The 26,274-nt window shown below is 68.6% G+C and carries 29 protein-coding genes; 17 read left to right on the top strand and 12 right to left on the bottom strand.

Annotated features, from left to right (window positions below):
- Positions 1–22: 22 nt before the first annotated feature.
- The gene (locus FL625_RS00750; RefSeq protein ID WP_149586725.1) at positions 23–556 is read right to left on the bottom strand and encodes a YbhB/YbcL family Raf kinase inhibitor-like protein; all 534 of its coding nucleotides are present in this window, start codon (positions 554–556) and stop codon (positions 23–25) included.
- A 13-nt stretch (positions 557–569) separates the two neighbouring features.
- Complete coding sequence (locus FL625_RS00745; protein WP_160147706.1) at positions 570–1,427, bottom strand: helix-turn-helix transcriptional regulator; 858 nt, start codon at positions 1,425–1,427, stop codon at positions 570–572.
- 108 nt (positions 1,428–1,535) lie between these two features.
- On the opposite strand from FL625_RS00745, the gene kynU reads away from it, so the two are divergent.
- From kynU to FL625_RS00725, 4 genes are all read left to right on the top strand, one after another.
- Positions 1,536–2,732: a kynureninase gene (gene kynU, locus FL625_RS00740; RefSeq protein ID WP_149586723.1), complete on the top strand. Its 1,197-nt coding sequence runs from the start codon at positions 1,536–1,538 to the stop codon at positions 2,730–2,732.
- A 12-nt stretch (positions 2,733–2,744) separates the two neighbouring features.
- Positions 2,745–3,956, top strand: coding sequence for a cellulase family glycosylhydrolase (locus FL625_RS00735; protein ID WP_149586722.1), 1,212 nt, complete (start codon positions 2,745–2,747; stop codon positions 3,954–3,956).
- 124 nt (positions 3,957–4,080) lie between these two features.
- Complete coding sequence (gene kynA, locus FL625_RS00730) at positions 4,081–4,920, top strand: tryptophan 2,3-dioxygenase (protein WP_149586721.1); 840 nt, start codon at positions 4,081–4,083, stop codon at positions 4,918–4,920.
- Positions 4,921–5,110: 190 nt separating this feature from the next.
- Positions 5,111–6,052, top strand: coding sequence for a L,D-transpeptidase (locus tag FL625_RS00725; RefSeq protein ID WP_235019269.1), 942 nt, complete (start codon positions 5,111–5,113; stop codon positions 6,050–6,052).
- Between the two features lie 51 nt (positions 6,053–6,103).
- Here FL625_RS00725 and FL625_RS00720 read toward each other — a convergent pair whose 3' ends face one another.
- Positions 6,104–6,787: a D-lyxose/D-mannose family sugar isomerase gene (locus FL625_RS00720; protein ID WP_149586720.1), complete on the bottom strand. Its 684-nt coding sequence runs from the start codon at positions 6,785–6,787 to the stop codon at positions 6,104–6,106.
- 62 nt (positions 6,788–6,849) lie between these two features.
- Positions 6,850–8,385, bottom strand: a complete 1,536-nt coding sequence (locus FL625_RS00715; protein WP_149586719.1) for a helicase HerA-like domain-containing protein — start codon at positions 8,383–8,385, stop codon at positions 6,850–6,852.
- A 447-nt stretch (positions 8,386–8,832) separates the two neighbouring features.
- Here FL625_RS00715 and FL625_RS00710 point away from each other — a divergent pair, with 447 nt between their 5' ends.
- A complete protein-coding gene (locus FL625_RS00710; protein ID WP_149586718.1) occupies positions 8,833–9,528 on the top strand; it encodes an invasion associated locus B family protein in 696 nt (231 codons plus the stop codon).
- A gap of 49 nt (positions 9,529–9,577) precedes the next feature.
- Here the strand turns inward: FL625_RS00710 and FL625_RS00705 are convergent, their stop codons facing one another.
- Genes FL625_RS00705 through FL625_RS00690 form a run of 4 tightly spaced genes read right to left on the bottom strand, consistent with a single transcriptional unit; the run spans position 9,578 to position 13,772 of the window.
- On the bottom strand, positions 9,578–10,777 hold the full coding sequence (locus FL625_RS00705; RefSeq protein ID WP_149586717.1) for a beta-ketoacyl-[acyl-carrier-protein] synthase family protein: 1,200 nt from the start codon (positions 10,775–10,777) through the stop codon (positions 9,578–9,580).
- Positions 10,774–11,043 (bottom strand): acyl carrier protein, encoded by a 270-nt coding sequence (locus FL625_RS00700; RefSeq protein ID WP_149586716.1) that lies wholly within the window; start codon positions 11,041–11,043, stop codon positions 10,774–10,776. Before FL625_RS00700 ends, FL625_RS00705 begins: the two co-directional genes overlap by 4 nt.
- Positions 11,040–12,137, bottom strand: a complete 1,098-nt coding sequence (locus FL625_RS00695) for a UDP-3-O-(3-hydroxymyristoyl)glucosamine N-acyltransferase (RefSeq protein ID WP_149586715.1) — start codon at positions 12,135–12,137, stop codon at positions 11,040–11,042. The genes FL625_RS00700 and FL625_RS00695 overlap by 4 nt, the downstream gene beginning before the upstream one ends.
- Positions 12,138–12,164: 27 nt before the next feature.
- Positions 12,165–13,772, bottom strand: coding sequence for a L,D-transpeptidase family protein (locus FL625_RS00690; protein WP_149586714.1), 1,608 nt, complete (start codon positions 13,770–13,772; stop codon positions 12,165–12,167).
- Positions 13,773–14,106: 334 nt separating this feature from the next.
- Between FL625_RS00690 and mepK the strand changes: the two genes are divergently transcribed.
- A complete protein-coding gene (gene mepK / locus FL625_RS00685; protein ID WP_149586713.1) occupies positions 14,107–14,676 on the top strand; it encodes a peptidoglycan L,D-endopeptidase MepK in 570 nt (189 codons plus the stop codon).
- Between the two features lie 145 nt (positions 14,677–14,821).
- Here mepK and FL625_RS00680 read toward each other — a convergent pair whose 3' ends face one another.
- Both FL625_RS00680 and FL625_RS00675 read right to left on the bottom strand, forming a co-directional pair.
- Complete coding sequence (locus tag FL625_RS00680) at positions 14,822–15,571, bottom strand: RlmE family RNA methyltransferase (protein WP_149586712.1); 750 nt, start codon at positions 15,569–15,571, stop codon at positions 14,822–14,824.
- Positions 15,568–16,710, bottom strand: coding sequence for a Ppx/GppA phosphatase family protein (locus FL625_RS00675; RefSeq protein ID WP_149586711.1), 1,143 nt, complete (start codon positions 16,708–16,710; stop codon positions 15,568–15,570). The genes FL625_RS00680 and FL625_RS00675 overlap by 4 nt, the downstream gene beginning before the upstream one ends.
- Positions 16,711–16,955: 245 nt before the next feature.
- Between FL625_RS00675 and FL625_RS00670 the strand changes: the two genes are divergently transcribed.
- From FL625_RS00670 to FL625_RS00650, 5 genes are all read left to right on the top strand, one after another.
- Positions 16,956–17,573 carry an outer membrane protein gene (locus FL625_RS00670; protein WP_160147705.1) on the top strand — a complete coding sequence of 206 codons (618 nt, stop codon included), beginning with the start codon at positions 16,956–16,958 and terminating at the stop codon, positions 17,571–17,573.
- A gap of 253 nt (positions 17,574–17,826) precedes the next feature.
- A complete protein-coding gene (locus FL625_RS00665; RefSeq protein ID WP_149586709.1) occupies positions 17,827–18,129 on the top strand; it encodes a virulence factor in 303 nt (100 codons plus the stop codon).
- Positions 18,130–18,167: 38 nt separating this feature from the next.
- Positions 18,168–19,085: a methylenetetrahydrofolate reductase gene (locus tag FL625_RS00660; protein WP_149587133.1), complete on the top strand. Its 918-nt coding sequence runs from the start codon at positions 18,168–18,170 to the stop codon at positions 19,083–19,085.
- Between the two features lie 15 nt (positions 19,086–19,100).
- Positions 19,101–20,081, top strand: a complete 981-nt coding sequence (locus FL625_RS00655; protein WP_149586708.1) for a methyltetrahydrofolate cobalamin methyltransferase — start codon at positions 19,101–19,103, stop codon at positions 20,079–20,081.
- Between the two features lie 240 nt (positions 20,082–20,321).
- Positions 20,322–20,855 carry an eCIS core domain-containing protein gene (locus FL625_RS00650; RefSeq protein WP_149586707.1) on the top strand — a complete coding sequence of 178 codons (534 nt, stop codon included), beginning with the start codon at positions 20,322–20,324 and terminating at the stop codon, positions 20,853–20,855.
- An 88-nt stretch (positions 20,856–20,943) separates the two neighbouring features.
- On the opposite strand, the gene FL625_RS00645 is transcribed toward FL625_RS00650, so the two are convergent.
- Positions 20,944–21,666, bottom strand: a complete 723-nt coding sequence (locus FL625_RS00645) for a GNAT family N-acyltransferase (protein WP_149586706.1) — start codon at positions 21,664–21,666, stop codon at positions 20,944–20,946.
- Positions 21,667–21,719: 53 nt separating this feature from the next.
- On the opposite strand from FL625_RS00645, the gene msrB reads away from it, so the two are divergent.
- Positions 21,720–22,112 (top strand): peptide-methionine (R)-S-oxide reductase MsrB, encoded by a 393-nt coding sequence (gene msrB / locus FL625_RS00640; protein ID WP_149586705.1) that lies wholly within the window; start codon positions 21,720–21,722, stop codon positions 22,110–22,112.
- A 17-nt stretch (positions 22,113–22,129) separates the two neighbouring features.
- Here msrB and FL625_RS00635 read toward each other — a convergent pair whose 3' ends face one another.
- Positions 22,130–22,618 (bottom strand): outer membrane protein assembly factor BamE, encoded by a 489-nt coding sequence (locus FL625_RS00635; RefSeq protein ID WP_149586704.1) that lies wholly within the window; start codon positions 22,616–22,618, stop codon positions 22,130–22,132.
- A gap of 145 nt (positions 22,619–22,763) precedes the next feature.
- Here FL625_RS00635 and FL625_RS00630 point away from each other — a divergent pair, with 145 nt between their 5' ends.
- From FL625_RS00630 to ihfA, 5 genes are all read left to right on the top strand, one after another.
- Positions 22,764–23,348, top strand: coding sequence for a YceD family protein (locus FL625_RS00630; protein WP_149586703.1), 585 nt, complete (start codon positions 22,764–22,766; stop codon positions 23,346–23,348).
- Between the two features lie 188 nt (positions 23,349–23,536).
- The gene (gene rpmF / locus FL625_RS00625) at positions 23,537–23,743 is read left to right on the top strand and encodes a 50S ribosomal protein L32 (RefSeq protein WP_149586702.1); all 207 of its coding nucleotides are present in this window, start codon (positions 23,537–23,539) and stop codon (positions 23,741–23,743) included.
- A 24-nt stretch (positions 23,744–23,767) separates the two neighbouring features.
- A complete protein-coding gene (plsX, locus tag FL625_RS00620) occupies positions 23,768–24,904 on the top strand; it encodes a phosphate acyltransferase PlsX (protein ID WP_149586701.1) in 1,137 nt (378 codons plus the stop codon).
- Positions 24,901–25,872, top strand: coding sequence for a beta-ketoacyl-ACP synthase III (locus tag FL625_RS00615; RefSeq protein ID WP_149586700.1), 972 nt, complete (start codon positions 24,901–24,903; stop codon positions 25,870–25,872). Before plsX ends, FL625_RS00615 begins: the two co-directional genes overlap by 4 nt.
- Before the next feature lie 89 nt (positions 25,873–25,961).
- Positions 25,962–26,264, top strand: coding sequence for an integration host factor subunit alpha (gene ihfA, locus FL625_RS00610; protein WP_149586699.1), 303 nt, complete (start codon positions 25,962–25,964; stop codon positions 26,262–26,264).
- Positions 26,265–26,274 lie beyond the last annotated feature (10 nt).

Genomic DNA, 26,274 nt, shown 5'->3' with positions numbered 1-26,274 from the left:
GAGCCGCGCGCGGGGTGCAAGCCTAACGGGCGTAGGTCACGGTCAGCTCTGCCCGCTCCAGCGCCATGGCATTGGCGAGGAAACCCACCATCGCGCCCGAGGTCTCGCCGTCCACCGACAGCGCGGCCTCGGGCATGGCGTAAAGCGTGAAGACATAGCGGTGCGCGCCCGCGCCTTCCGGCGGGCAGGCTCCGCCATAGCCCGGCGTGCCGAAATCGGTGCGGCCCTCGACCGCACCCGCAGGCAGACCCGCGGGGCTCGCGCCGGCGGCAAGGCCGGTCGCCTCGGCCGGGATGTTGGCCACCGTCCAGTGCCACCAGCCCGATCCGGTCGGCGCGTCCGGGTCGAACAGCGTCAGGACATAGCTCTTCGTGTCCTCCGGCGCGCCCGACCAGGCCAGGGCGGGCGAAAGGTTGGCGCCCGAACAGCCGAAGCCGTTCAGCACCTGCGCTTCGGGCAGGCTGCCGCCCTCGGCGAAATCGGGCGAGGTCAGCACCAGTTCGGCATGGGCAGGGGCGGCCATCAGGGCCAGGATCAGGGTCAGGCGAGGGGTCATGTCGGTTCTCCTTTCAGGTTCCGACAGCCTGCCCCGCCTTCGCACCCGCGTCCGTGCCGGGCCGATCAGAGTCGGTGCCGATCCGCTCATCCCCCCGGATCGCGCGTGGCGCCAGGCCGAACCGCGCGCGGAACCGCACCGCGAAGCGCGAGGCCGAGGCATAGCCGACCTCGGCGGCGATCACGCCCACCGGCAGGTCGGTCGCCTGCAACAGCCCCAGCGCCCGGTTCATCCGCAAGCCGGTCAGGATCGCGGCCAGACCCGTCCCCTCCTCGGCCAGCCGGCGGCGGAGCGTCGCCGGGCTCATCCCCAGCGACCGGGCGACCTCGGCCGCCGTCCAGTCCCGCGCCAGCGCCCCGGCGACCAGACGGCCCACCCGCGCGGCTACCGTCTCGGCGGCCAGGGGCGGCAGCCGCAGCCCCAGCGTGTCCAGCCACAACAGCACCTCGGCAACCGCGTGATCGCGGATCGCCTCGGGCACCGCCGGACGCCGCGCCAGGTCGAGCGCGCGGTCGAAGGCCGCCAGGGCGCGCGGATCGCGGGTCTGCCAGCGCACGCCCTCGCCGCGCGGGACCGCAACGCCCGGCCCGACCAGCAGCCCCGTCGCCCGATAGGGTCCATCCGGTGCGGGGTGGTTCTCGACATCCAGCGCCAGCCCCGCCGGGATCAGCACCAGCGCGCCCGCCTCGGCCTCGACCGCGATCCCGCCGCGGATCACCTTGCGGCCTCGGTCCACGCGCAGGATCATCGCCTCTTCGCCGACGACCGCGCGGAACAGCGCCCGCACCGCCTGGCGCAGGCGCACGATCCCCGGCGCGCGCGGGTCGGGCCGCGGCCCGGCATCTTCCTCCATGATCGACGCGATGTTCATGGCCGGACTCTCCTGCCGGGCGGGTCCGAGTGCAACCCCGATCATTTCAAGCTTGAAATTTTTCCGCCTCTGCGCCAATACGGGGCATATCTCCCGAAGGAACCCGCCATGCCCATCGACTTCGCCGCGACCAAGGCCCGTTTCCACCTGCCCGAGGGCGTCGTCTATCTGGACGGCAACTCGCTGGGCCCGATGGTCCGCGACGTGCCCGGGCGGATGGAGCAGGTGCTGCGCGAGGAATGGGCCGAGATGCTGATCCGCGGCTGGAACAGGGCGGGCTGGATGGCGCAGCCTTCGCGTGTCGGCGACCGGATCGCCCGGCTGATCGGCGCGGCCCCCGGCACCGTGGTGATGGGCGACACGCTGTCGATCAAGGTCTATCAGGCGCTCGCCTCTGCGCTGGATATGAACCCCAAGCGGCGGGTGATCCTGTCCGACACCGGCAACTTCCCCTCCGACCTCTACATGGCCGAGGGGCTGTGCCGCACGCTCGGCGGGCAATACCGGCTGAAGTCCGTCGCGCCCGAAGAGGTGCTGGCCGCCATCGACGAGACCGTTGCCGTCACGATGATCACCGAGGTCGATTACCGCACCGGCCGACGGCACGACATGGCCGAGATCACCCGCCGCGCGCACGAGATGGGGGCGCTGACCGTCTGGGACCTGGCCCACAGCGCCGGCGCGATCCCGGTGGACCTGACCGCCGCGAAGGCCGATTTCGCGGTGGGCTGCACCTACAAGTACCTGAACTCCGGCCCCGGCGGCCCGGCCTTCATCTACGTCGCGCCCCGCCACGCGGATACCGCCCGGCCCGCGCTGTCCGGCTGGCTCGGCCACGAGGCACCCTTCGCCTTCGACCTGTCCTACCGCCCCGGCGCGGGGATCGAGCGGATGCGCGTCGGCACCCCGCCCGTCCTGCAACTCGCCGCGCTCGAGGCCGCGCTGGATGTCTGGGAGGGCATCGACCTGCGCGAGGTCCATTCGCAATCGCTGCGCCTGCAGGACCAGTTCATCAAGGGGGTGGAGGCGCGCGCGCCCATGCTGCAACTGGCCACGCCCCGATCACATCTGATGCGGGGATCGCAGGTCAGCTTCCGTCATCCCGAAGGCTATGCCATCATGCAGGCGCTGATTGCCGAGGGCGTGATCGGCGACTTCCGCGCCCCCGACATCCTGCGCTTCGGCTTCACGCCGCTCTACATCGACGAGGACGACGTGGCCCGCGCGGTCTCGGTGCTGGCGCGGATCATGGACTACGGCACCTGGGACAAACCCGAATTCAAGACCCGCGCCCGGGTCACCTGAAGGAAGAATGCGATGCGCCTGCCCCTCGCCCTTGCCCTGACGATGATTGCAGGCCTCGCGGGGGCGGAGCCCGTCTCGCTGAAGCGCGGACTCAACGGCGACCTCTGGAACAACTGGGGCTCGATCGCCGAGCTTCGGGCCGATCCCGAGGCGCTGGCGGTCTTTCCCGACTGGCGGCGCAACGTCACCCCGGAGATGCTCGCGGCGCTTTCCGAACAGGGGTTCGATTTCATCCGCATGCCCACCGACCCCGGACCCGCCCTGGCTGCCGGTCCGGGGGCGGAACAGGACCGGCTGATCGACGGCATGATCGCGGCGGTGCAGATGGGGCTGGATGCCGACCTGAAGGTGATCCTCGATCTCCACCCCCTGCAACGGGGCGATGAGGTCGGCGGCATGAACAGCATCTTGCGCAGCCATTTCCCGGACTACGTCGCGCTGGTGGGCCGCATCGCCGCGCGGCTCTCCGATCTGCCGCAGGACCGCGTGGCACTGGAACTTCTGAACGAACCGACGCTGGATTGTGCGGCGGTCTATTCCAATGCCCCTGCGCTCTGGCCCGCAATGCAGGCGAGGCTTCACGCCGCTGCCCGCGCCGCGGCGCCTGACCTCACCATCATCCTGACCGGCGCCTGCTGGGGCCAGGCCAATGCGCTGGCCAGCCTCGACCCCGGTCTGATCGCCGACGACAATGTCCTGTGGACCTTCCACAGCTATACCCCCTTCGCCTACAGCCACCAGGGCGCGGTCTGGACCGGGCCGCCGGTGCGCTATCTCCGCGACCTGCCCTATCCGCCCTCGCTGATGACGCCCGAGATCGCCCGACGGGTGATCGAGGAGTCCGCCGCCCGCATGGCCGAGGCCGAGGGCCAGGCCGACCTTCAGGCCATCACGCAGGAGGTCGAGGCTTATGCCCGGACCGCCGACAGCGACGCGATCCATGAAATCTCGGTTGCCGCCGACTGGGCCGATCGCCATGGCATCCCGCGCGACCGCATTTTCATGGGCGAGTTCGGCGCGCTGCACACCGCGGGCGGCGTGACCCAGCCGATGGACTGGTATCACGCCTTCCTTGCCGACAAGCGCCGCGCCGCAGAGGCCGCGGGCATGAGCTGGGCCGTGCTCAGCTGGGCCGGCGACATGGGCGTGGCCGACCCCGCCGATCCCGAGCGTCGGATGTCCCCCGCCACCTGCCGCGCCCTGGGCCTGCCATGCGGCAACTGATCCTTCCCCCCGTCTGCCGCCCCGCCGGCTGGATCGCGCTCTGGCGCCGGATGGGAACGCTGTCGATCCTGAACAGAAAGCGCGCTCTCCAGGCCTGAAAATTCTTTTCACAGCGGAGACCGAGATGACCACCTGCCCCTTCAACCCCGCCGAGGATGGCGCCCAGATGGCCTTCGACGGCCGCATGTCCTATGGCGACTACCTGCAGATCGACCGCATCCTTTCTGCGCAGCATCCGCTGTCGGACGCGCATGACGAGATGCTGTTCATCATCCAGCATCAGACCTCGGAACTCTGGATGCGCCTCGCCCTGCACGAGCTGGACGCCGCGCGGGCCATGATCGCGGCGGATCGCGTTCAGGAAGCCTTCAAGATGCTGGCCCGCGTGGCGCGGATCTTCGAGCAGCTGAACTCCGCCTGGGACGTGCTGCGCACCATGACGCCCTCGGATTACACCACCTTCCGCGCAAGCCTCGGCCAGTCCTCGGGCTTCCAGTCCTGGCAGTACCGGCTGATCGAATATGCGGTGGGCAACCGCAACCTCGCCATGCTGCGCCCCCATGCCCACCGCCCCGACCTGACCGCCCGGCTCGAGGCCGAGCTTGCCCGCCCGACGCTTTACGACGAGGCGCTGCGCCATCTCGCCCGCGCGGGCCACCCTGTCCCGGCCGAGGTGCTGACCCGCGACCTGCGCCAGCCCTGGACCCCGCACGCGGGCGTCGAGGCAGTGTGGGAGGCGGTCTACCGCGATCCGGCCCGGCACTGGCAGGCCTACGAGCTGGCCGAGAAGCTGGTCGATTTCGAGGACTACTTCCGCCGTTGGCGCTTCAACCATCTGACCACGGTCGAGCGGGTCATCGGCATCAAGCGCGGCACCGGTGGCACCTCGGGGGTGGCCTACCTGCGGCGGATGCTGGCGGTGCAGCTTTTCCCCGAGCTCTGGTCGCTGCGAACCGCCTTGTGAGCCGGGCCGCGGAAGGCGCGTCCGAATCTGCGGCGACTCGGCAACTATGCGGGAAAAATCAGCAATTTTCACGCCGCCGTGATCGGATTACGGCATGGGCCCGGTTTGACCTGTGAAAAACGCTCGTCTAGCGTTGACGCCACGACGCCGGCGACATCTGGTCGGCGGGAAATTGCCTATGGATCGGTTCATGCCCATGACTTCGCGCCTTGCCCTTCGCCGTGCTGCCCTGGCCCCCGCCGTCCTGTCCCTTCTGGTCATGGCTGCCTGCGTCGACCCTGCCGCGGGTCCGACCGCCGGCACCCAGCCGTTGCCCAAGGCGGACGAGAATGTCTATGTCGCCACCATGGACTCTGGCATCGAGATCCCCGCGCTTCCCGTCGAGAAGATCCCCGAGACGCATCGTCGCCAGGTCGTCGCCTACAAGACGGACCAGGCGCCCGGCACGATCATCATCAACCCCAAGACGAAGCTGCTCTATTACGTCCTCGGCAACGGCAAGGCGATCCGCTACGGGATCGCGGTCGGCAAGGCCGGCTTCGAATGGTCGGGCGAGGCGATCGTCGCCGACAAGAAGCCCTGGCCGCGCTGGATCCCGCCGAAGGAGATGATCGCCCGCCGGCCCGAACTGGCCAAGTTCGACGAGGTCGGCCAGCCCGGCGGCCCCACCAACCCGCTCGGCGCGCGCGCGATCTACCTGACCTCGGGCGGGCGCGACTACGGCTACCGCATCCATGGCACACCGGAATGGCAGTCGATCGGGCGCAACGCCTCGTCGGGCTGCATCCGCATGATCAACCAGGATGTGCTCGACCTCTACGCCCGCGTGAAGGGGGGCGAGAAGGTGATCGTGCTGACGGCGAACGGAGAGATGCCGAAGGGTCTCTACATTCCCAAGCCGCCGGCCCCGAAGGTTGCCGCGAAACCCGCGGTGGCGAAGAAACCCGCTGCACCCGCCATTCCTGCCGGCGCGATCCCTGCGCTGACGGTCCTGCCGCCGCCCAGCATCGCCGGCGGAGCCGCCGCGACCCCGGCGGCGACACCCCCTGCGGCGCCCCCCGCCACCCCGGCGGCGACCTGCCCGCGCCCGCTGGTCAATGGCCTCTGCCCGCCGGCGACGGACGGCAACTGACACTCAGGGCGGATCGGGATGACAAGGGGGGCGCCTCGCGCCCCCCTTTTCTCATTTCAGCCAGCGGTCGTAGTCGCTGACCAGAAGGTGCCAGGGCGCCTCGTCCTCCTCGATCTCGGCAAAGCGACCGATCGGCTCGCGGAAGATGTTGTCGGTCAGGTCGTCGTTCACGGTCGAGACCTCGCCGATCAGCACGTCGCCCCCCTCGCCCCAGAAGGCGTGCCAGTCGCCCGGCATCAGCGTCACGCTTTCGCCGGGCGCGAACTTCAGCTTTTCGCCAGGCTTGTAGACCCGCTCGATCCCGTCGCAGCGGACCACGCCCCCCCGGTCCCAGGCAAAGTTGCCCTGGTCGTCGCTGCCGTAGAGCTCGACCACCAGCGTCGCCCCGCCGCGGTTGATGATGTCCTCGGCCTTGATGACATGGGTGTGCATCGGCGACAGCTGGTCCTGCCGGCTGATCAGCAGTTTCTCGGCATAGCACATGCCCCCGCCGCGCTTCAGGTCGGCCAGGCGGCCGTTGCGCAGCGTGAACAGGAACAGGCCCATCTCGTCGAACCGGCCCTGACCGTAATCGGTGATGTCCCAGCCGCAGCGGGCCTCGATGATCGCCCCCGCGTCCTTGCGCGCCTTGAACTCCTCGGGAGACCAGTTGGCGAAGGGTGGCAGCACAAAGCCATGGCGGCGGATCAGATCGTCCGCCGCGCGCATGATGTCGTTGATGCGAGACCGTTTCATCGTTCGTCCTCCCGATTTCGGGCGACTATAACGATTGCGGACCCCGGCTCAACGCCTGTTCGTCACTTGCGTCCGAAGATCGACCCCAGGATTCCCCGCACAAGGGCCTGACCGGACTTGGTGCCCAGCTGACGCGCAAAACTCTTGGCAAAGGCCTCGCCCACCGAATCCGACCGGCTGGAGGTTTTCGTCGACCGCGGCTTGGGATCGGCATAGCCCTGCCCGTCATAGCGCCGGGCGCGCTCGAACTCGCGCCTTTCCTCGGCCTGACGCGCCTCCAGCTCGGCCGCCTCGCGCGCCGCGGACTCGGCCCGGGCGCGCAGCTTCTCGAAGGCGCTTTCCCGGTCGAGCGGCTGGTCATACTTGCCCCGGACCGGCGAGGCCGCCATCACCGCCGCGCGGGCCGCGTCGTCGATCGGCCCCAGCTGGCTGGACGGCGGGCGGATCAGGGTGCGCTCGGCGATGCCGGGAATGCCCTTGGCCTCCAGCAGGGAGGTCACCGCCTCGCCGGTGCCGACATCGCGGATCGCCTCGTCGATCTTGAAGCGCGGGTTCGGCCGGTAGGTCTCGGCCGCCTTGGCCAGATCCTTCTGGTCCTTGGCGGTGAAGGCGCGCAGCGCGTGCTGCACCCGGTTGCCCAGCTGGCCGAGGATGTTGTCCGGCACGTCCGCCGGATTCTGGGTGATGAAATAGACCCCGACGCCCTTCGACCGGATCAGCCGGGCGACCTGTTCCACCTTTGAAATCAGCGCCTTGGGGGCGTCGGTGAACAGAAGATGCGCCTCGTCGAAGAAGAACACCAGCTTCGGCTTGTCCGGGTCGCCCACCTCGGGCAGGGCCTCGAACAGTTCGGACAGCAGCCACAACAGGAAGGTCGCGTAGAGCCTGGGCGAATGCATCAGCCGGTCGGCCGCCAGGATGCTGATCCGCCCCGCCCCCGAGGCGTCCACCGTCATCAGGTCGGCGAGGTCCAGCGCCGGCTCGCCGAACAGCCCCGCGCCGCCCTCGTTCTCGAGCACCAGCAGCCGCCGCTGGATCGCCCCGACAGAGTCCTTCGAGACCAGACCATAGCGCGCCGAGATCGCCTGCGCGTTCTCGGCCACGAAGGTCAGAAGCGCCTGCAGATCCTTCAGATCCAGAAGCGGCAGTTCCTCTTCGTCCGAAAGCCGGAAGGCAACGTTCAACACGCCTTCCTGCGGTTCGGTCAGCTCCAGCAGGCGCGACAGCAAGAGCGGCCCCATCTCGGCCACGGTCGCGCGCACCGGATGGCCCTTTTCGCCGAACAGATCCCAGAAGATCACCGGAAAGCTGCGGTAGTGCAGATCCAGACCGATCTGCGCCGCGCGCTTCATGAAGGGCTCATGCAGCTTGCCCTCGGCAGAACCCGAAGCCGCGAGTCCGGCCAGATCGCCCTTCACATCCGCCATGAAGACCGGAACACCCGCCGCCGAAAAGCCCTCGGCCAGGACCTGGAGCGTGACGGTCTTGCCGGTCCCGGTGGCGCCCGCGATCAGCCCGTGACGGTTGCCGTATTTCAGCAGCAGGCGCTGCGGCAGGCTGTAGTTCTCGCCGCCGCCGCCCAGGAAGATGCTGTCCATTCCGCTCGCCTGATCCGTCACCATCGCCTCTTGCAACCTCTGGTTGAACCGCCCACCTGACCGGGCCCACCTCGCCCGTCGGGCCAAACATACATTGTTAACTTCATTCTGCCAGACTCAACTCGCCGGACCTGGGGCACTGTCCCGGTCCGGCGGTGACTTCCTCCCTGTCGACTGGCCGCGCCCTTGAAAAGGCGCGGTTTTTTTTCTGGCCTGTTCCGCAAAAGAACCCGTTGACGGGCCGGATTTTCCGCCGTAGCGTCCCTATCCATGAAGTCGGCCAGTCCGACAGGGAGCAAAAACAGATACGAAAAGGGCCGGTCTTTCCGGCCCTTTTCCATTTTCTCTGCCGGATCGCGCAGAACCCCGCCGGGGCATGCTTTTCGCACCTGACTCGGCTTGGCCGCCATGTTAGAGACCGCGCTGAAAATCGATCGACCAAAGGAAATGTCGAAGATGGCAAAGACCACGAGCATTGCGTTCGCCCTCATGCTTGCCCTCGCGGCGGCCCCGCTTTCCGCGCAGACCACCGAAGCCCCGGCGGCAGGCGAAGGCACCGTTGCGGCGGACGCCCCGACCGCCGACAACCTGTCCCTCGGCCAGGAAGTGGGCGCTGCCGACGGACCGGGCAGCACCTATTCCGCGGCCACCTTCGAGGCCTGGGAACAGCGTTGCGTCCGCAGCGAAACCGGCAAGGACCCCTGCCAGCTGTACCTTCTCCTGAAGGACAAGGACGGCAACTCGGTGGCCGAGTTCACGATGTTCAACCTGCCGAAGGGCTCGGAGGGCCCGGCCGTCGCCGGTGCGACCTTCATCGCGCCGCTGGAAACGCTGCTGACCGCCGGCATGTTGCTGCAGATCGACGCAGGCAAGCCCAAGGCCTATCCCTTCACCTTCTGCACCCAGATCGGCTGCGTCGCCCGGATCGGCTTTACCGCCGAAGAGGTCGCCCAGATGAAGAAGGGCGCGAATGCCAAGATCACCATCGTCCCCTTCGTCGCTCCGGACGAGAAGGTGGAACTGACCATCTCGCTCAAGGGCTTCACCGCCGGCTATGACGCTGTCGCCGCCGCCAACGATGCCGCGGACGAGGCCGCGAAGGCAGCGGGCGCGGCGGCTCCGGCTCCGGCTCCCAGCCCCTGAGACCCGGAGGCAAGCAATCGGCGGCGGCCGGCCCTCGGGCCGGCCGTTGTCATTCCGCCCGGCGGAAGGCCAGAACCGCGTTGAGGCCGCCGAAGGCAAAGGCGTTGGACAGGATCGCCTGCACCCTCACCTGGCGCGCCCTGCCGGCAATGATGTCCAGCGGACATTCCGGGTCGGGCCCGAGGAACCCGAGCGTCGGCGGCAGTCGGTCCTCGATCAGGGCCTGGACGCAGGCGATCGCCTCCAGGGCCCCGGTCGCGCCGATCGCGTGGCCATGCATCGCCTTGGTCGAGGAGACCGGCGGCGCCTGCCGTCCGAACACCTCGAGGATCGCCGCACTCTCCGCGCGGTCATTGGCCAGCGTGCCGGTGCCATGCGCGTTGATGTAGCCGATGTCCCGCGGCTCGAGCCCCGCATCCGCCAGCGCCGCCCGCATCGCGCGGACGGCCCCATCGCCGCCAGGCGCCACGATGTCGGCCGCGTCCGCCGTCATCCCGAACCCCGCCAGTTCCGCCAGGACCCGCGCCCCGCGTGCCCGCGCGTGGTCCTCGGCCTCCAGCACCAGCACCCCGGCCCCGTCGCCGATGACCAGCCCTTTGCGCCCCCTGCTGAACGGGCGGCAGGCGTCCGGCGCCAGGACCCGCAGGCCTTCCCAGGCCTTGACCCCGCCAAAACACAGCATTGCCTCACTTCCGCCGGCCAGCATCACCTCCGCCGCGCCGGCGCGGATCAGTTGCATGGCCAGCCCCAGCGCGTGATTGGCGCTGGCGCAGGCCGAGGACACCGCAAGCACCGGCCCGGTCAGCCCGTGGCGGATCGACAGGTGCGAGGCGGGCGCGTTGTGCATCAGCCGCGGCACCACCAGCGGCGAAACTCGGGTCTTCCCCTCGGCATGGACGGCGCGATAGCTGTCCTCCCAGGTCCGTATGCCACCCCCGGCCGTGCCGAGGATCACCCCGCCGCGCGGCCCCAGATCGCCGGTCAACCCCGCCATCGCCACCGCCTCGGCGCCTGCGGCCAGCGCAAATTGAGTGACCGGGTCGAGCAGCGGCAGGTCCTTCGCCGGGAAACGGTCCTCGGGCCGCCAGTCGCGGACCTCGGCCCCGATGCGCATGGTCAGCCGCTCGGCCTCGCGGAACGTCAGCGGCTCGATCCCGCAACGCGCCTCGCGGAAGGCGGCAAAGGTGCCCGGAACGTCATGGGCCAGCGCGTTCACCGTGCCAAGGCCGGTGACGACGACGCGCCTCATCCCGCCTTCCGGGCGATCAGCTCCTCGACGCCCCGGACGATGCGGTCCACGGTCGAGAAGTCGAAATCCGGCTGGTCGGGTTCGTTCGCGTTGAAGGGCACGCTGATGTCAAAGCGTTCCTCCAGCGCGAAGATCGCCTCGGCCTTGCCCAGGCTGTCCAGCCCCAGCGCCTCGATGCCCGCATCCGGCGCGATCTCGGAAACGGGCAGCAGCAGTTGCCGCGCCAGGATCTCGATCACCGCCGCCTCGATCTCCGCCCGTGTCATGGCTGCTCCGCCCCCGTGTCGCCGGGGCCGCCCCGCTCCAGCGCCGCCACGCGCGCGGCAAGGCGCGGCAGCCGGCGCAGGGCCTTCTGGATCTCGACATGGGTTTCCATCTTCACCGCCGGATAGCCCAAGAGCACCCGGCCTGCCGGCGCATTGGTGAAGATCTTGGTGGCGCCGCCGCAGATCACGTCGTCGCCGACGAAGATGTTGTCGTTGACGCCGCACTGCCCGCCCATCACCACCCGGTCGCCGATCCGGGCCGACCCTGCGATGCCGACTTGCCCGCACAGAAGGCAGTCGCGGCCCACCTGCACGTTGTGGCCGATGTGGACGAGGTTATCCAGCTTGGTGCCCGACCCGACCTGCGTATCGCGGATCGTGCCCCGGTCGATGCAGACATTGGCGCCGATCTCGACATCGTCGCCGATGGTGACGGCGCCCAGCGAATGGATGCGCGTCCAGCTCTGCTCGCGGATTTCGGCGCGGCTGCCCAGCGTCTCGCGGATCTCTTCGACGCCGGATTTCTCGGGCGTGACGAAGCTGAACCCGTCCGCGCCGATCACCGCGCCGGGCTGGCAGATGAAGCGGTCGCCGATGCTGACCCGTGCGCCGATCCGCGCACCCTGCAGGATCAGCGCATCGGCCCCGATCCGCGCGCCCTCGGCGATGGAGACATGGCTCGCGATGCGCGCGCGCGGCCCGATCGCCACGCCCGCGCCGATCACCACGAAGGGGCCGATCGCGGCGCCCTCGCCCAGTTCTGCCGTCGGATCGACCAGCGCCATCGGATGCACCCCCGGCGCAATCGCCGGACCGGGGTCCATCAGCCGGGTCAGGCCCGCCATGGCCAGCCGTCCGCGCGGCGCGAAGATCGCGGCCTTCAGCCCCATGGCCCGCCAGTCCGCGCCCGGCCAGACCACTGCCGCCTGCGCCCGGCCCTTGGCGATACCCTCGCCGTAGCGCGGGTCCATCGCGAGCGCGAGCTGGTCCGGCCCCGCCGCCGCTGGCTCGGCCGCGCCGCGCACGGTCAGGTCAAGCGCGCCCTCCGCCTCGGCGCCAAGCGCGGCTGCGATGTCACGGATCGTGTGGCCCATGGTTCCCCCGGCTTTTCAGCGCAAGGTCTATCCCTGAACGCCGGCCAGTTCCACCCCGGCCGCCCGCAACGCCTCCCACAGCGCCGCATCCCGCCCATAGACATCCCGGCGATAGGTCATCCTGCCCTTCGCGTCGGGATAGGCGGTGAAATAGACCAGATGAACCGGAAGGTGCTGCTTCAGCTTGACCACCGTCTCGTTGCCGGTCTTGAGCGCCGCCTCGAACTCTGCCTCGGCATCGTCGGTCTGCCACGACAGAAGCTCGTGTGCCAGGTCGAAGGGATCGGCCACCCGGATGCAGCCGTGGCTGTAGGCGCGGACCTCGTGGTCGAAGAGCGACTTCGACGGCGTGTCGTGCAGGTAGATGTTGTAGGGGTTGGGGAACATGAACTTCACCTTCCCCAGGGCGTTCCCGTCCGAGGGCGGCTGGCGCAGGCCGAAGGGAAAGGTCTTGCCGGAATAGGCGGCAAAGTTCACCGACCCGCGCGGCACGACGCGGCCGCGGCCGTCGATCACCTGCAGGTGGCTGACGGCGTTCGGGTTGCGCTGCAACAGCGGCAGGTATTCCTTCACGATGATCGACCGCGGCACCCCCCAGGACGGGTTGATGACCATGTGCTCCATCTCGTCCGAGAACTCGGGGCTGCGCTGGTCGGGGACGTTCTTGCCGATCACGACGCGGGTCTCGAAGATGGTCTTGCCGCCGTCGATGATCCTGGCGCGGAAGTCGGGCAGGTTCACCCAGACGTGCTTGGTGTCGCGATCGATATGCATCCACCGCTCGCGCTCCATCGCGACGATCACCGATTTCAGCCGTGCTTCGGGCGGTTGATTTATCTCCTCCAGCGTGGCGGCATTGGCCACCCCGTCCGGCGTAAGGCCATGGGCCATCTGGAAGGCGCTGACCGCCGCCTGCAGGCTGCGGTCGTAACTTGCGACCGAAGTCGGGGCGAGAAAGCCCATCCGCACCAGCCGGTCGCGCAGCGCGACCACGCCCGGCCCGCTGTCCCCCGGCCCCAGAAGCTTGCCCGGCACCGTCTCGCCCCAGCCGCCCGCGGCGATCTGCGCCTCCAGCCCCAGCTTGGCCTTCATCAGTTGCAGATAGACCGGCGATTTCGGCTCCAGCCACTTCAGGACAGCCTCGGGGTTGCCGTTGGCGATCCGCGTCAGCAGGATCTTGGGATCGATCCGGTCGATTTCGCGCAGGATGCCGGCGTCCACCTGTTTCGGGTCCAGCGCTCCGGAGGTCAGGTCGCGCGCCCAGGCCAGGTAGGCCTGCGTCATCTCCACCTCGATCCGGCCGCGATCGCCTTCCGTCTCGGCCGCGCGCAGGCGGGCCATGAGGGCGGCCGCGTCGTAACGGGAAACTGGCAGGCCGTGATCCTGCGCAGCCTGGATAGCCGTCAGGAAGGCCGCTCTCCGGCCAGCGTCGGCCGGACCGGTCCACAGCGTCCGGTAGCCGGTTTCCCGATACCATTCGGCCACAACCTCGTCGGACGAGGCGGTGGCGGCCAGCGACTGCGTGAAGGCGGCGGTCTGGGCGGCGCCGACCGGGGAGAGGCTCTGGGAAAGGACAAGGGCAAGAGGCACAAGCCAGAAGCGGCGGGCGGGCCTGTGCAGGGAAAGGAAGGGCATTCTATCCTCGTTCTCAAAGACTTGAGCCTTGCGCCCATGTTCCCCGGAACCGCAGGGCTTGTCCATTCACAAAGCGCGCGCCGGCCCGTCTGGCCGCAGGATTGTGTCGCACGCGGCTCCAGTCCGCAGCGAAAGCGATGCAGTTCCATCACACCGGCCATATTTTGCACACGTTAAGCAGAAATTTGCCGATTGAGGTTGTGCTTGCCCCCATCGGAACAATCGGCACTTGGGCTTCGATTCGACTTGTGCGATAACGTCGCTGCACTTGGGGAAGAAGTGGCACGAGAGCTGCGTAACGGCAGTCGAAGACAGTACGGGGACAGACGTTAGAATGACGGACATCAAGCTCAACAGCGTCTCTCGGCGCGGCCTTCTTGGTGCGTTCGCGGCGACGGCTCTGGTGGCGGCGCCGACCTATACCAATGCCTTCGGCCTTCTCAAGGGCGCCGGCGACATCCGCAGGATCCGCATGTACTCGGGCCGCACCGGCGAAAGCATCGACACGATCTACTGGATCGAGGGCGAGTACATCCCCGAGGTCGTCAAGGAAATCAATCACTTCATGCGCGACTGGCGGACCGACGAGGTCGTCAAGATCGACATGCGCACCATCGACATCATGGCCGCCTCGCACCGGCTGATGGACGTGTCGGAACCCTACATGCTGCTGTCGGGCTATCGTTCGCCCAAGACGAACGCGATGCTGCGCTCGCGTTCGCGCGGCGTGGCGAAGAACTCGCTGCACATGGTAGGCAAGGCGGCCGACCTGCGGCTGCAATCGCGCTCGGTGGCGCAAATGGCCAGGGCGGCCGCTGCCTGCGCCTCGGGCGGGGTCGGAAAGTATTCGCGCTCGAACTTCGTCCACATGGATTGCGGCCCGGTCCGCAGCTGGGGCGGCTGACATCCGCCGATACCGCGAAGCAGGCGCCTTCGGGCGCCTTTCCCGTTTGCATTTTCTCGAACTGCCCGTCGGCGGTCTGCGACCGCTGCTCGCCCCCGCGACGAGCAGCCAAAGACGCACGAGAAGCGCGCTCGGGCCATGCCTGCTACGCCGCCCCCGCCCCTTCCGCGATCTCGCGGCCGCGGTAGCCCATCGCCACCACGAACTTCTCGGAACTGTCGGACCGGCTGGCCGGAGGCTTGACGTTCGCCACCTTGCGGAAGTTGCGCTTCAGCATCGCCTGCATCTCGTTCTCGGCCCCGCCCGCAAGCACCTTGGCGACGAAGGTCCCGCCGTCTTCCAGCACGTCGAAGGCGAAGGCCAGCGCCGCCTCGACCAGAGCCACGATCCGCAAATGGTCCGTGGCCTTGTGCCCGCTGGCCGCTGCGGCCATGTCCGACATCACCACATCGGCGCGACCGCCAAGCCAGCCCTTCACCTTTTCGTCCGCGCCGTCGGCCAGGAAATCCAGCTGATGGATCTCGGCGCCCGAGATCGGCTCGACCTCCTGAAGATCCACTCCCAGCACCGTGCCCCGCGGCTTCCTCGGGTTCTGGCCGAGGGCATTCACCCGCGCCACCGCCACCTGGCACCAGCCGCCGGGCGCGCAGCCCAGGTCCACCACCCGCGCCCCGGGCTTCAGGAATCCGTACTTGTCGTCCAGCTCGATGATCTTGTAGGCGGCCCGGCCCCGGTAGCCCTCGCGCTTGGCGCGCTGGACGTAGGGGTCGTTCAGCTGCCGCTCCAGCCACAGGGTCGAGGACAGCTTGCGTCCCTTGGCGGTCTTGACCCGCACCCGCAGCTCACGCTGGCCGCGACCGGAGGTCGGCTTTCCCGAGGTCGGTTTCTCGCTCATGTGTAGGGCCCGTCCTCCAAGACACCGTCCGCGCTCATCTGCGCGTAGAGAAGCCCCTCCCTAAGCCCCCGGTCTGCCACCGACAAGCGGTCGGTGGGCCAGATCCGCATCAGCGCCTGCAGGATCGCCGCGCCCGACATGATCAGCGCGTGGCGGTCGCGCCCGATGCGGGGATCCGTCCGCCGCCCCTCCGGCCCCAGCGCCAGGTATTCCCGGATGACGAGGTCGATCTGGTCCGAGGTCATCTGCAACCCGTCCACCTTGGTCCGGTCATAGCGCTTGAGGTTCAGGAAACTTGCCGCGACCGTGGTCACGGTGCCCGAGGTGCCGATGATCTGGAACCCCTCGCGCGGGTTCTCGGAGTTGTAGGGGCTGAAGCTGGCCAGGTTCTCCTCGAAGAACCAGCTCATCAGCGCGAAGCGCGCGGCATCGTCGTCGACATCGCCGAACTGGTCCTTCAGCGTTGCCACCCCGAGCGGCACGCTGATCCAGTCCACCACCCGCGCCACTGCCCCTTCTCCTTGCGCGTTGAAGCCCATGTGCAGCCGCATGATCGCCCGCGGACGGTCGGCGGGCGGCACCGAGCTCAGGTCGATCCACACCAGTTCCGTGGACCCCCCGCCGATGTCCACGACCAGCAACTGTTCGGTCGAGGGGTTGACCAGCGGCGCGCAGGAAATCACCGCCAGCCGCGCCTCTTCCTCCGGCGCGATGATTTCCAGCGCGAGGCCCGTCTCGCGCCGCACCTGGCGGATGAAGTCGCGGGCGTTGCGGGCCCGGCGGCAGGCCTCGGTCGCCACCAGCCGCATGCGGCGCACGCCATGCTTCTCGATCTTCTTCTCGCAGATCCGCAAGGCCTGGATCGTCCGCCCCATCGAGGCACGCGACAGCCGGCCGGACGCCTCCAGCCCGACGCCAAGCTGCACCGACTTCGAGAAGCTGTCCACGACCGCGAACTGACTGCCCTGGGGCTGGGCAATCAGCATCCGGCAACTGTTTGTCCCGAGGTCCAGCGCCGCGTAGAGCGGCGCGGCCCCGGGCCGGTATAGGGCTGACGGCTCGTCAGCGCGGGAAACGACCGTCGGCGTCTCGACCTGCGCTTCAGTCGCGTCCGCCCTACGGGGACGCTCGGGCGTCATGACCGCCCTCCATCTGTGGTTGGCCTGAAGGTAGTCGCCTTCCCCCACCCTTGCAAGCATGCATCGCACCTGCGTCATTGTGGCAGTTCTGCCAGACCTTCGGCCCGACATCTGGCCGAAGACCGCGTCGAAGTTGACGCAGGTGATGCCCCGGCCGCACCCTGAAGGAAAAAGTCGAGGCAGACATGACCCATCGATCCAGCTGTATCCTTGCAGTTGCCCTTGCCTGCTGCTCTGGTGGCAGCTTGCAGGCTGAAGCTCCTTCTGCGCTGGCGCCCGACGCATCGTCGGGGCTGACGGGCTGGAGCGGAACGAAGTTCAGTTTCCTGGTTGCCGCACCGCGCGGCGGGAACGCCTGGCGGGAAGAGTCTAGCGGCCTCGAACTCGTGCCCGACGGCTGGCGCAACCTGACCCCGGTATTCAGCATCGGCCATGACTGGCAGAGCGGCCGCCTGACCTATGGGGCGCACCTGTCCTACGCGCCGACGGCGCACCTCGCCTATCCGCAGGATGCGGACTTCATCAACTGCGCCGACTGCACGACGGAAGTCGGCGATGTTGTCACGCTGTCCGCACGGCTTGGCCTCGATGCCGGAAAGTTCCTCCTTTTCGCCGACGCCGGCCGGGCCCGCGGAACGGTGGTTGCCACGAACCTTTTCGGCCTGCTCACCTATGCGGATACAAGCCTGTCCGGCTGGACCATCGGCATCGGGGCGGAAAGGCAGCTCGGCGATGGCGTGAGCCTGACCGTCCGCTACGATCACGTCGACCTCGGAACCCTTCCGCTTCCGGACTACCTTCCCACCGGCAGCACGAAGGTGGAGCTCGACAGGATGCAGGCCGGGCTATCCGTCCGCTGGTGACTGTCCGGCCAGCCGCCTCATCGTGATTTCCCGCTGAATGGGCCGCGCGGCGCCCGTCCTGCGCCCGTCCTGCGCCCGTCACGCGCGGTTCCCGGGCGCTTCCGTGGCACGGCCTGTTGGACAAGCCCTACTCCAGGGAATACCTTCGCCTGGCCGGGTCGCATCCCGCCTCCGCCATGTCGAAAACCGACACCGGCTGTCGGGGAACGGCAAGTATCAACAGGGTCAACACCGCGGGAGGAATCATCGCATCATGGCCGAAGTCACCATCGTCTACTGGCGCGATATCCCGGCCCAGGTCATCGTCGGCAAGGGCCGGCGCGGGTCGAAGGTGCAGCTGTCGGAGCGCTTCGAACAGGCCATCGACCGCTGCGCCATGAAGGTCGGTGCACGCGACACCGACAGCTACCTCGCCGAATGGCGCAAGGCCGTCGTCGCCGACCTCGAGGGCGAGCCCGAAGCGATCGCCGCCGACTATGCCGCCAGGCTTGAAGCCGAATACGACACCGCCCGCATCAAGACCCTGATCGACGCCGAAGGCTGGGCCAAGGCCTGAAGCAGATGACCCTGCCCCCGACCATCAAGGAGACCGTCATGGCCCTGTTCAATTTCCGCCGCAAGGAAGATGCTGCCGCCCCCGCCGGCAACGCGCTCGAAGCCTTCCTCAAGGGCTACTCCATCGAGGTCATGCCCCGCACCGCCGAGAAGGTGGAAAGCTTCCGCGACATCCTGCCCACCGGCACGCGGGTCTACATCGCCCATATCGAGACGCCGATCGAGGACATGGTCGCCACCGCCGCACGCCTCAAGCGCGAGGGCTACGAGCCGATGCCGCATTTCCCCGCGCGCATCATCAAGGACAAGGCGACGCTGTTCGACTGGGTCGCCCGCTACAAGGATGCGGGCGTCAAGCAGGGCCTGATCCTCGCCGGCAACCCGGCGGCCCAGGTCGGCGACTTCAGCAATTCGATGGAACTCCTTGACTCCGGGGCCTTTACCGGGTTCGAGCGTCTCCATGTCGCAGGCCATCCCGAGGGGAACAAGGACATCGATCCCGACGGCTCGGACCGCATGGTCATGGAAGCTGCCCGCTGGAAGTCCGCCTTCGCGGAACGCACCGATGCCAAGATGGCGATGGTCACCCAGTTCTGCTTCGAGGCGCAACCCGTGATCGACTGGGTCAACCGTATGCAGGCCGAGGGCATCAAGCTGCCGGTCCACATCGGCATCGCCGGTCCCGCCAAGCTGCAAACGCTCATCAAGTTCGCCATCGCCTGCGGCGTCGGCCCAAGCTTGCGCGTGTTGCAGAAACGCGCGATGGATGTGACCAAGCTGCTCCTGCCCTACGAGCCGACCGAGATCCTGAACGACCTCGCCGCCCACAAGGCCGCGAACCCGGATTTCGGGATCGAGCAGGTCCACTTCTTCCCCCTCGGCGGCATCAAGACCAATGCCACCTGGGTCACCGAACACGGCGGCGCCTCGGGCGTGCCCGCCTCCGCCACCGCTTGATACAAAGGCTCAAGAATGACCCGCACCATCGTTGAATCCAAAACGAAAACCGTCGTCATCGGTTTCGATGAACCCTTCTGCGTGATCGGCGAACGCATCAACCCCACGGGCCGCAAGAAGCTGGCCGCCGAGCTTGAGGCCGGCAATTTCGAGACCGTCATCAAGGACGCCCTCGAACAGGTCGCCTGCGGCGCGACCGTCCTCGACATCAACTCGGGCGCCGTCTTCACCAACAAGATGGCCGAGGATCCGCGCTACGCCGACAACAACTTCGTCGAACCGCCGCTGATGAAGCAGCTGATCGAGGTGGTCCAGGGCGTCACCGACGTGCCGCTCTGCATCGACAGCTCGGTCCCCGGCGCGCTCGAGGCGGGTCTCATGGCCTGCGAAGGCCGCCCGCTCCTGAACTCGGTCACGGGCGAGGAGGAACGCCTCGAACTCGTCCTGCCGCTCGTCAAGAAATACAACGTCCCCGTCGTCGCCATCTCGAACGACGACACCGGCATCTCGCCCGACCCCGATGTCCGCTTCGCCGTGGCGAAGAAGATCGTCCAGCGCGCCGCCGACCACGGCATCCCCGCGCATGACATCGTGGTCGATCCGCTGGTGATGCCGGTGGGCGCGATGGCCAGCGCGGGCCAGCAGGTCTTCACCCTCGTCCGCCGCCTGCGCGAGGAACTGGGCGTCAACACCACCTGCGGCGCCTCGAACATCTCCTTCGGCCTGCCGCACCGCCACGGCATCAACGGCGCCTTCCTGCCCATGGCGATCGGCGCGGGCATGACCTCGGCGATCATGAACCCCGTCCGCCAGCAGGAGATGGAGGCGATCCGCGCCGCCAACTTCCTGATGAACCACGACCCGAACGGAGGCGAATGGATCCGCTTCGCCAAGGTGCTGGAAGCCGTCGAGGGCGGCATGACCTTCGCCGAGGCCTCCGCCGCCGCCTCCCAGGCCGCCGGGGGGCGCCGCGGCGGACGTCGCGGCCGCGCGTAAGGCAAGGGGACTGCCCGCCCCACCGGGCAGTGCTCCGGCCCTTTCATCTGTCCGCAAATATCCCCGCCGGAGGCACGCCCGAGCGGTCTTGCGTCCCCGACGCAAGACCGCGAGACAAAGCGGCTTCGCGCGGCACTTGCTCCTTCTGACTGCCGCCCCGACCGGCGCCGGCCTTCACCTTTGCGGCACCGCGCGTCCGCCCCGGTTGCGCCCGGCAGCAGGGCTTGGCACCCTCGACCCATGCCGGCCCGCCTCGCCCTCGTCCTCTCCCTCCTCCTCGCCCCCGCCGCCCAGGCGCAGGGCCTGACCTTTCCCTTGGATGCAACCGGCAGGGCGGCGCTCGAAACCGGCCTCGACATGGCCGCCGCGGCGCTGGCCAATGCCCTCGTCCTGTCGCGCGACGCGGCGTGGCAGGCAGGCACCATCCCCATGCCGCCCCACATCCGCCAGGCGCTCCTCGCCTGGTATCCGGCCGACCTCCTCGACAGCATCGAATACCGCGTCGGCATCGCCGAGGATTCGACCCTGCAATCCCTCGCCATCCGCTATGGCGAGGCCAATGCCGTGACCCTGATCGACACCATCGTCTTCGCCGACCCGAAGGAAGCCGAGACCGACATCGCCCTCTGGGCGCACGAGGTGAAGCACGTCGAACAGGTGCGCCGCTGGGGCCTGATAGGCTTTGCTCAGGCCTATGTCCGCGACCATGAGGCAGTCGAGGCCGAGGCCTATGCGATCGGCGCCGAGGTCAAGGCGCGGCTCGGCGGCAACTGATCGGCCGGCGCAACGGTTAACGCCGGGTGAACACCCACGCGCAACCCATTGAAATCGTTTTCCCCACACTCCTGTCCACCGTGGACAGCTAGCCCGCCACCGCCCGCAGGCTTGCCGCCCGAGCCTCCGGAACCCGGTCCACTTCGACGCAGGTGAAGACGTGGAGCGTATCAAGCTCCCGGTCCGCGACCGCGTGATCCGAGACCCAGCCCCCCATCCCAAGATATGTCCGCAAGAGGGGCGGCAGCCCCGCCAGCGCCGCCCTCCGCTCGCCGACCGGCCCGGCCTCGGCCAGCGCCACCACCTCGGCCGCCTTCCGCCCCGGCCGATGCTCCGCCGGCCCCACGAACTCGGCCGCCAGCAGCGCCAGCCCCGCGCGGTGCCGCGTCCAGTCCGCCCCCCGGAACGAGGTGCACCCGACCAGCAGCCCCGCCTGCCCCTCGTCCACGATCCGCGTCATCGCCCCCCAGGCCAGCCGCAGCACGTCGGGATGCACGCCCCCCGGCCTGACGCAGAACCGCCCCATCTCGGCGATCGGCCGCGCATAGCCCGACAGCGGCCCCACATCGTAGAACCGCGCCGTATAGCCCTGCGCCAGCCCCGCCCCCCAGCCGAACAGCATCACCCGGAAATAGGCGAGCATCCCGCCCTCGCCTTCGACGACGACATGCGCCGACAGCGCATCCTGCGCGTCCTCCTCCCGGCCCGAGACGCGCGGAAAGGCGGCGGACCGGAAGGCCATGACCCGCGCCATGTCGGCCCGCCCCCCGGCCAGCCGCGCGATCAACTTGCCTTTCCGGATCGGCTCCATGACTTTTCTCCCGGCCCCTGGCGGACTACATGGATCGGACAAAGGAGACCCGCATGGACAAGATCGTCAAGACCGACGCCGAATGGCAGGCCCAGCTTTCCGACCTCGCCTACAGGGTGACGCGCAAGCATGCCACCGAACGCGCCTTCACCCATGACGATTTCCCGAAGACCCCCGGCACCTTCCGCTGCGTCTGCTGCGGCGCGCCGCTGTTCGACCAGGCGACCAAGTTCGACAGCGGCACCGGCTGGCCCAGCTTCTACGCCCCCATCGACCCCGAGATGGTGGGCGAACAGGAAGACCGCAGCTGGTTCATGCGCCGGACCGAGGTGCACTGCAACCGCTGCGACGCGCATCTCGGCCACGTCTTCCCGGACGGCCCCGCCCCCACGGGCCTGCGCTACTGCATCAACGGCGTGGCGCTGACCTTCGACCCGGCGGACTGAGTACCGCGACCGCCGCCCTACCGGGTCAGCACGTCGCTCGCCTGGATCCGGCCGAAGCTGCCCAGAAGCTGCTGGATGAAGGACAGGCCCTTCACGTTCGGCTGGGTCACGCGGCGCGACAGTTCCACGACGCGGCCGTCCTCCAGCCCGTAGCGGGCAATGTTCTCCACTACCCCCTTGTCCGAGAAGGTCACCGCCACCACCTGGCGGTCGATCTCCTGCGGCTCGCGCGGGCCGACCGTCTTGAAGCGGCTCTGCACATAGAACCAGCCGACATCGTTCAGCAGGCCCGAGGTCGAGGGGCGGCCGATCTTCTGGCCCAGGGTCTCGCGCGTGTCCTTGCCGATCTCGACCTGCGCAAGATCCTCCTCGGAGGGCACATAGCCGTGATTGCGATATACCGGCGAGCAGGCCGCCACCACCGCGGAGAGCACCAGCACCAGCCCCTGCCTGCGCACAAGCTGGCAGGCCGCAAGGACCGACCGCGCCAACCGGAAATCTGCCATCCCTGCCCTCATGCCCATTGCGACGCCGGCGCCCGACGCGGGTTCTTCAAAACCCTTGGCCTTCGGGATAACAGACTAAGTGCCCCGAGTTCAAGAATGGAACGCCGCACCCGTGAAGGTGCCGCCCAGCCGGAAAGGCCCCGCGATGTCCGATCCCGCCCCCACCTCCCCCGTCCGGTTCCGTACCGGCGGCCTCAGCCCGCGCAAGCCGACCCGGTTCCGCTTTCTGCCCGATGCCCCGGCCCGGGCGGCGCTGGCCGCGGATCTCGACCTGCTGGCGCTGCACGCGCTGGAACTCGTGGGCGAGATCCGCCCCGCGGGCCGCGACGAACTGGTGCTCGAGGCGCGCCTGACTGCCCGCGCCGAGCAGGCCTGCGTCGTGACGCTGGCCCCGGTCCCCTCCGTCATCGACGAACCCGTCCGCCGCCGCTATGTGGCGGGCCTTTCGACGCCCGAGGGCGACGAGGTCGAGATGCCCGAGGACGACACGACCGAGCCGATGCCCGAAGTGATCGACCTTGCCGAGATCGCAGCCGAGGCGCTGGCCCTCGCCCTGCCGCTCTATCCCCGGGCGCCGGGCGCCGAATTCGGCCAGACGCTCCACGCCGCAGACGGCGTGACGCCCCTGTCGGATGCGGACCTGAGGCCCTTCGCGGGCCTTCAGGACCTGGCCGCGAAGCTTGCGGCGAGGGACCGGACGGGGGGCGACCCGGGGCCGGAGGAAGGTTGAGCCGCCCCCCGCGCAACCGTTGCCGCGGGGCTGCGAAAAGGGGCTTGCGCCGCCCCGAAATCCGAGTATGTTCCGCGCCTCGTTCAAGCTGCGCAGCAGCATCTGCTTCCTGTTGCCGAATCCGGCCGGATGGTGCTGATGCGCAAAGGAAATCCGGGGCGCATGTCCCCACTACCCGAGGTTGAGACATGGCTGTTCCGCAGAACCGCACCACCCGTTCCCGCCGCAACATGCGCCGTGCGCATGACGCCCTGGTTGCCGCCAACCCGAACGAATGCCCGAATTGCGGCGAGCTGAAGCGTCCGCACCATGTGTGCAGCGCCTGCGGCCACTACGATTCGCGCGAAGTCGTCTCGATGGCGCGGGAAGTCGATCTGGACGAAGACGCGGCGTAAGCCGCGCATCGCGCGCCTGACCCGATGGCACTCGGACCCGAGTCTGCGTCTGCCCCGGCCACCGAGCGCGTCGTCATTTCAGTTGACGCCATGGGTGGCGATCGCGGGCCGGCAGCCGTCGTTGCCGGCCTTGCCGATTCCGTCAGAAGCTTTCCCCGCCTCGACGCGATCCTCCACGGCGACGAGACGACGCTGCGCCCGCTCGTGGCCAGGCATCCCGGCCTTGCCGGCCGGGTGACCATCCGCCATGCCGAGCGCGTGGTGAAGATGGAGGACAAGCCCGCCCAGGTCATGCGCCACGGCCAGGGCACCTCGATGTTCGCCACCATCGACGCGGTGAAGGACGGCGAGGCGGCGGCGGCGGTCTCCTGCGGCAACACCGGCGCGCTGATGGCGGTGTCGATGCTGCGGCTGCGCAAGCTGCCCGGCCTGAACCGCCCGGCCATCGCCAGCCTCTTTCCTACCCCCACCCCCGGCAAGATGAACGTGATGCTGGACATGGGGGCGGATGTGAAGGCCGATCCGGCGGACCTGCTGCAATACGCCTTCATGGGCGCCTCCTATGCCCGCAACGGCCTTGCCATCGTCAAGCCGCGGGTGGGCCTCCTGAATGTCGGGACCGAGGATCACAAGGGCCGCGCCGAGCTGCACGAGGCGCATGCGCTGCTCGCCCGCAGCGCCGAGGCCGGCAGTTTCAGCTACATCGGTTTCGTCGAGGGCACCGACATCCTGTCCGACCGGGTGGACGTGATCGTCACCGACGGCTTCACCGGCAACGTGGCGCTGAAGGCGATCGAGGGCACGGCGCGGCTGGTGGGCGACCTCCTGCGCCAGACGCTGACCTCGACCCTGATGGCCAAGCTGGGCGCGGTGCTCGCCTCGGGCGCCTTCCGGCGGCTCCAGATGCGCATCGACCCGCGCCGGGTGAACGGGGGCGTCTTCCTCGGCCTGAACGGCACCGTGGTCAAGTCGCACGGCTCCGCCGATGCCACCGGCATCGCCGCCGCCATCGGATTGGCCTACCAGCTGGCACAGGTGCGTTTCCTCGAACGGCTCGCCGCGCGGGTTGCATCCGCCGAAGCCGCGGGGCAGGATGCCGCGCGCAAGGAGGCCGACCGCGACGCCGCGGGGCCAGCGACCGGAGGCAATCCGACCGAATGACGATACGCGCCGCAGTCAGGGGCGTCGGGCATTACCTGCCCGAACGTGTCGTCCCCAACGCCGAATTCGAAGCCATCGTCGATACCTCGGACGAATGGATCCGCACCCGCTCCGGGATCGAACGGCGGCATTTCGCGGCCGACGGCCAGATGACCAGCGACCTCGCAACCCGCGCCGCGACCGCCGCGCTGGCCGATGCCGGCATCAGTGCCGACCGGGTGGACGCGATCATCGTCGCCACCTCGACCCCCGACCTCACCTTCCCCTCGGTCGCCACCATGGTGCAGGCGGCGCTGGGGATCACCCGCGGCTTCGCCTTCGACATCCAGGCCGTCTGCGCCGGGTTCGTCTATGCCATGGCCAATGCCAATGCGCTGATCCTCTCGGGCCAGGCCTCCTGCGTTCTCGTCATCGGGGCCGAGACCTTCTCGCGCCTGATGAACTGGCAGGACCGCAGCACCTGCGTCCTGTTCGGCGACGGGGCGGGCGCGGTCGTGGTCGAGGCCAGCGAGGGCACCGGCACAACCGCCGACCGCGGCGTGCTGGCCACCGACCTGCACTCGGACGGGCGCTACAGGGACATCCTCTATGTCGATGGCGGCACCTCGACCGGCACCACCGGGCACCTGGTGATGGAAGGCAAGGAAGTCTTCCGCCATGCCATTGAAAAGCTGGCGGAAACCGCCCATGCCGCGCTGGACAGGGCCGGGCTGACCAGCGCCGATGTGGACTGGATCGTGCCGCACCAGGCCAATATCCGCATCATCGAGGGCACGGCCAAGCGCATGCAGGTGCCGATGGACCGGGTCGTCGTCACCGTGCAGGACCACGGCAACACCTCGGCCGCCTCGATCCCGCTGGCGCTGTCGGTCGGCAAGGCACGCGGCCAGATCAAGCCCGGCGACCTGCTGGTGATGGAGGCGATCGGCGGCGGTCTCGCCTGGGGCTCGGTGGTGCTGCGCTGGTAGGCGCCTTTAAGCACGCGGCACAAGTGGTTGATATTGACTCGGAAATCCATCCGCCGCATCCTCATGCGACAAAGACGTGGGGGGATGAGATGAGCGAGAAGACACTGACCCGGATGGACCTCAGCGAAGCCGTCTTTCGCGAAGTCGGTCTCAGCCGCAACGAATCCGCACAGCTGGTCGAATCCGTGCTGCAGCACATGTCCGACGCGCTGGCCAAGGGCGAGACGGTGAAGATCTCGTCCTTCGGCACCTTCTCGGTCCGCTCCAAGACCGCGCGGATCGGCCGCAACCCGAAAACCGGCGAGGAGGTCCCGATCTCGCCCCGCCGCGTCCTGACCTTCCGCCCCTCGCACCTCATGAAGGACCGCGTGGCGGCCGGAAAGAAGCGCTGAAAGGGGCCTG

It is taken from the genome of Tabrizicola flagellatus (assembly GCF_008271465.1).
Lineage (GTDB): Bacteria > Pseudomonadota > Alphaproteobacteria > Rhodobacterales > Rhodobacteraceae > Tabrizicola > Tabrizicola flagellata.
This window is presented reverse-complemented; position numbering and strand designations above follow the sequence as displayed.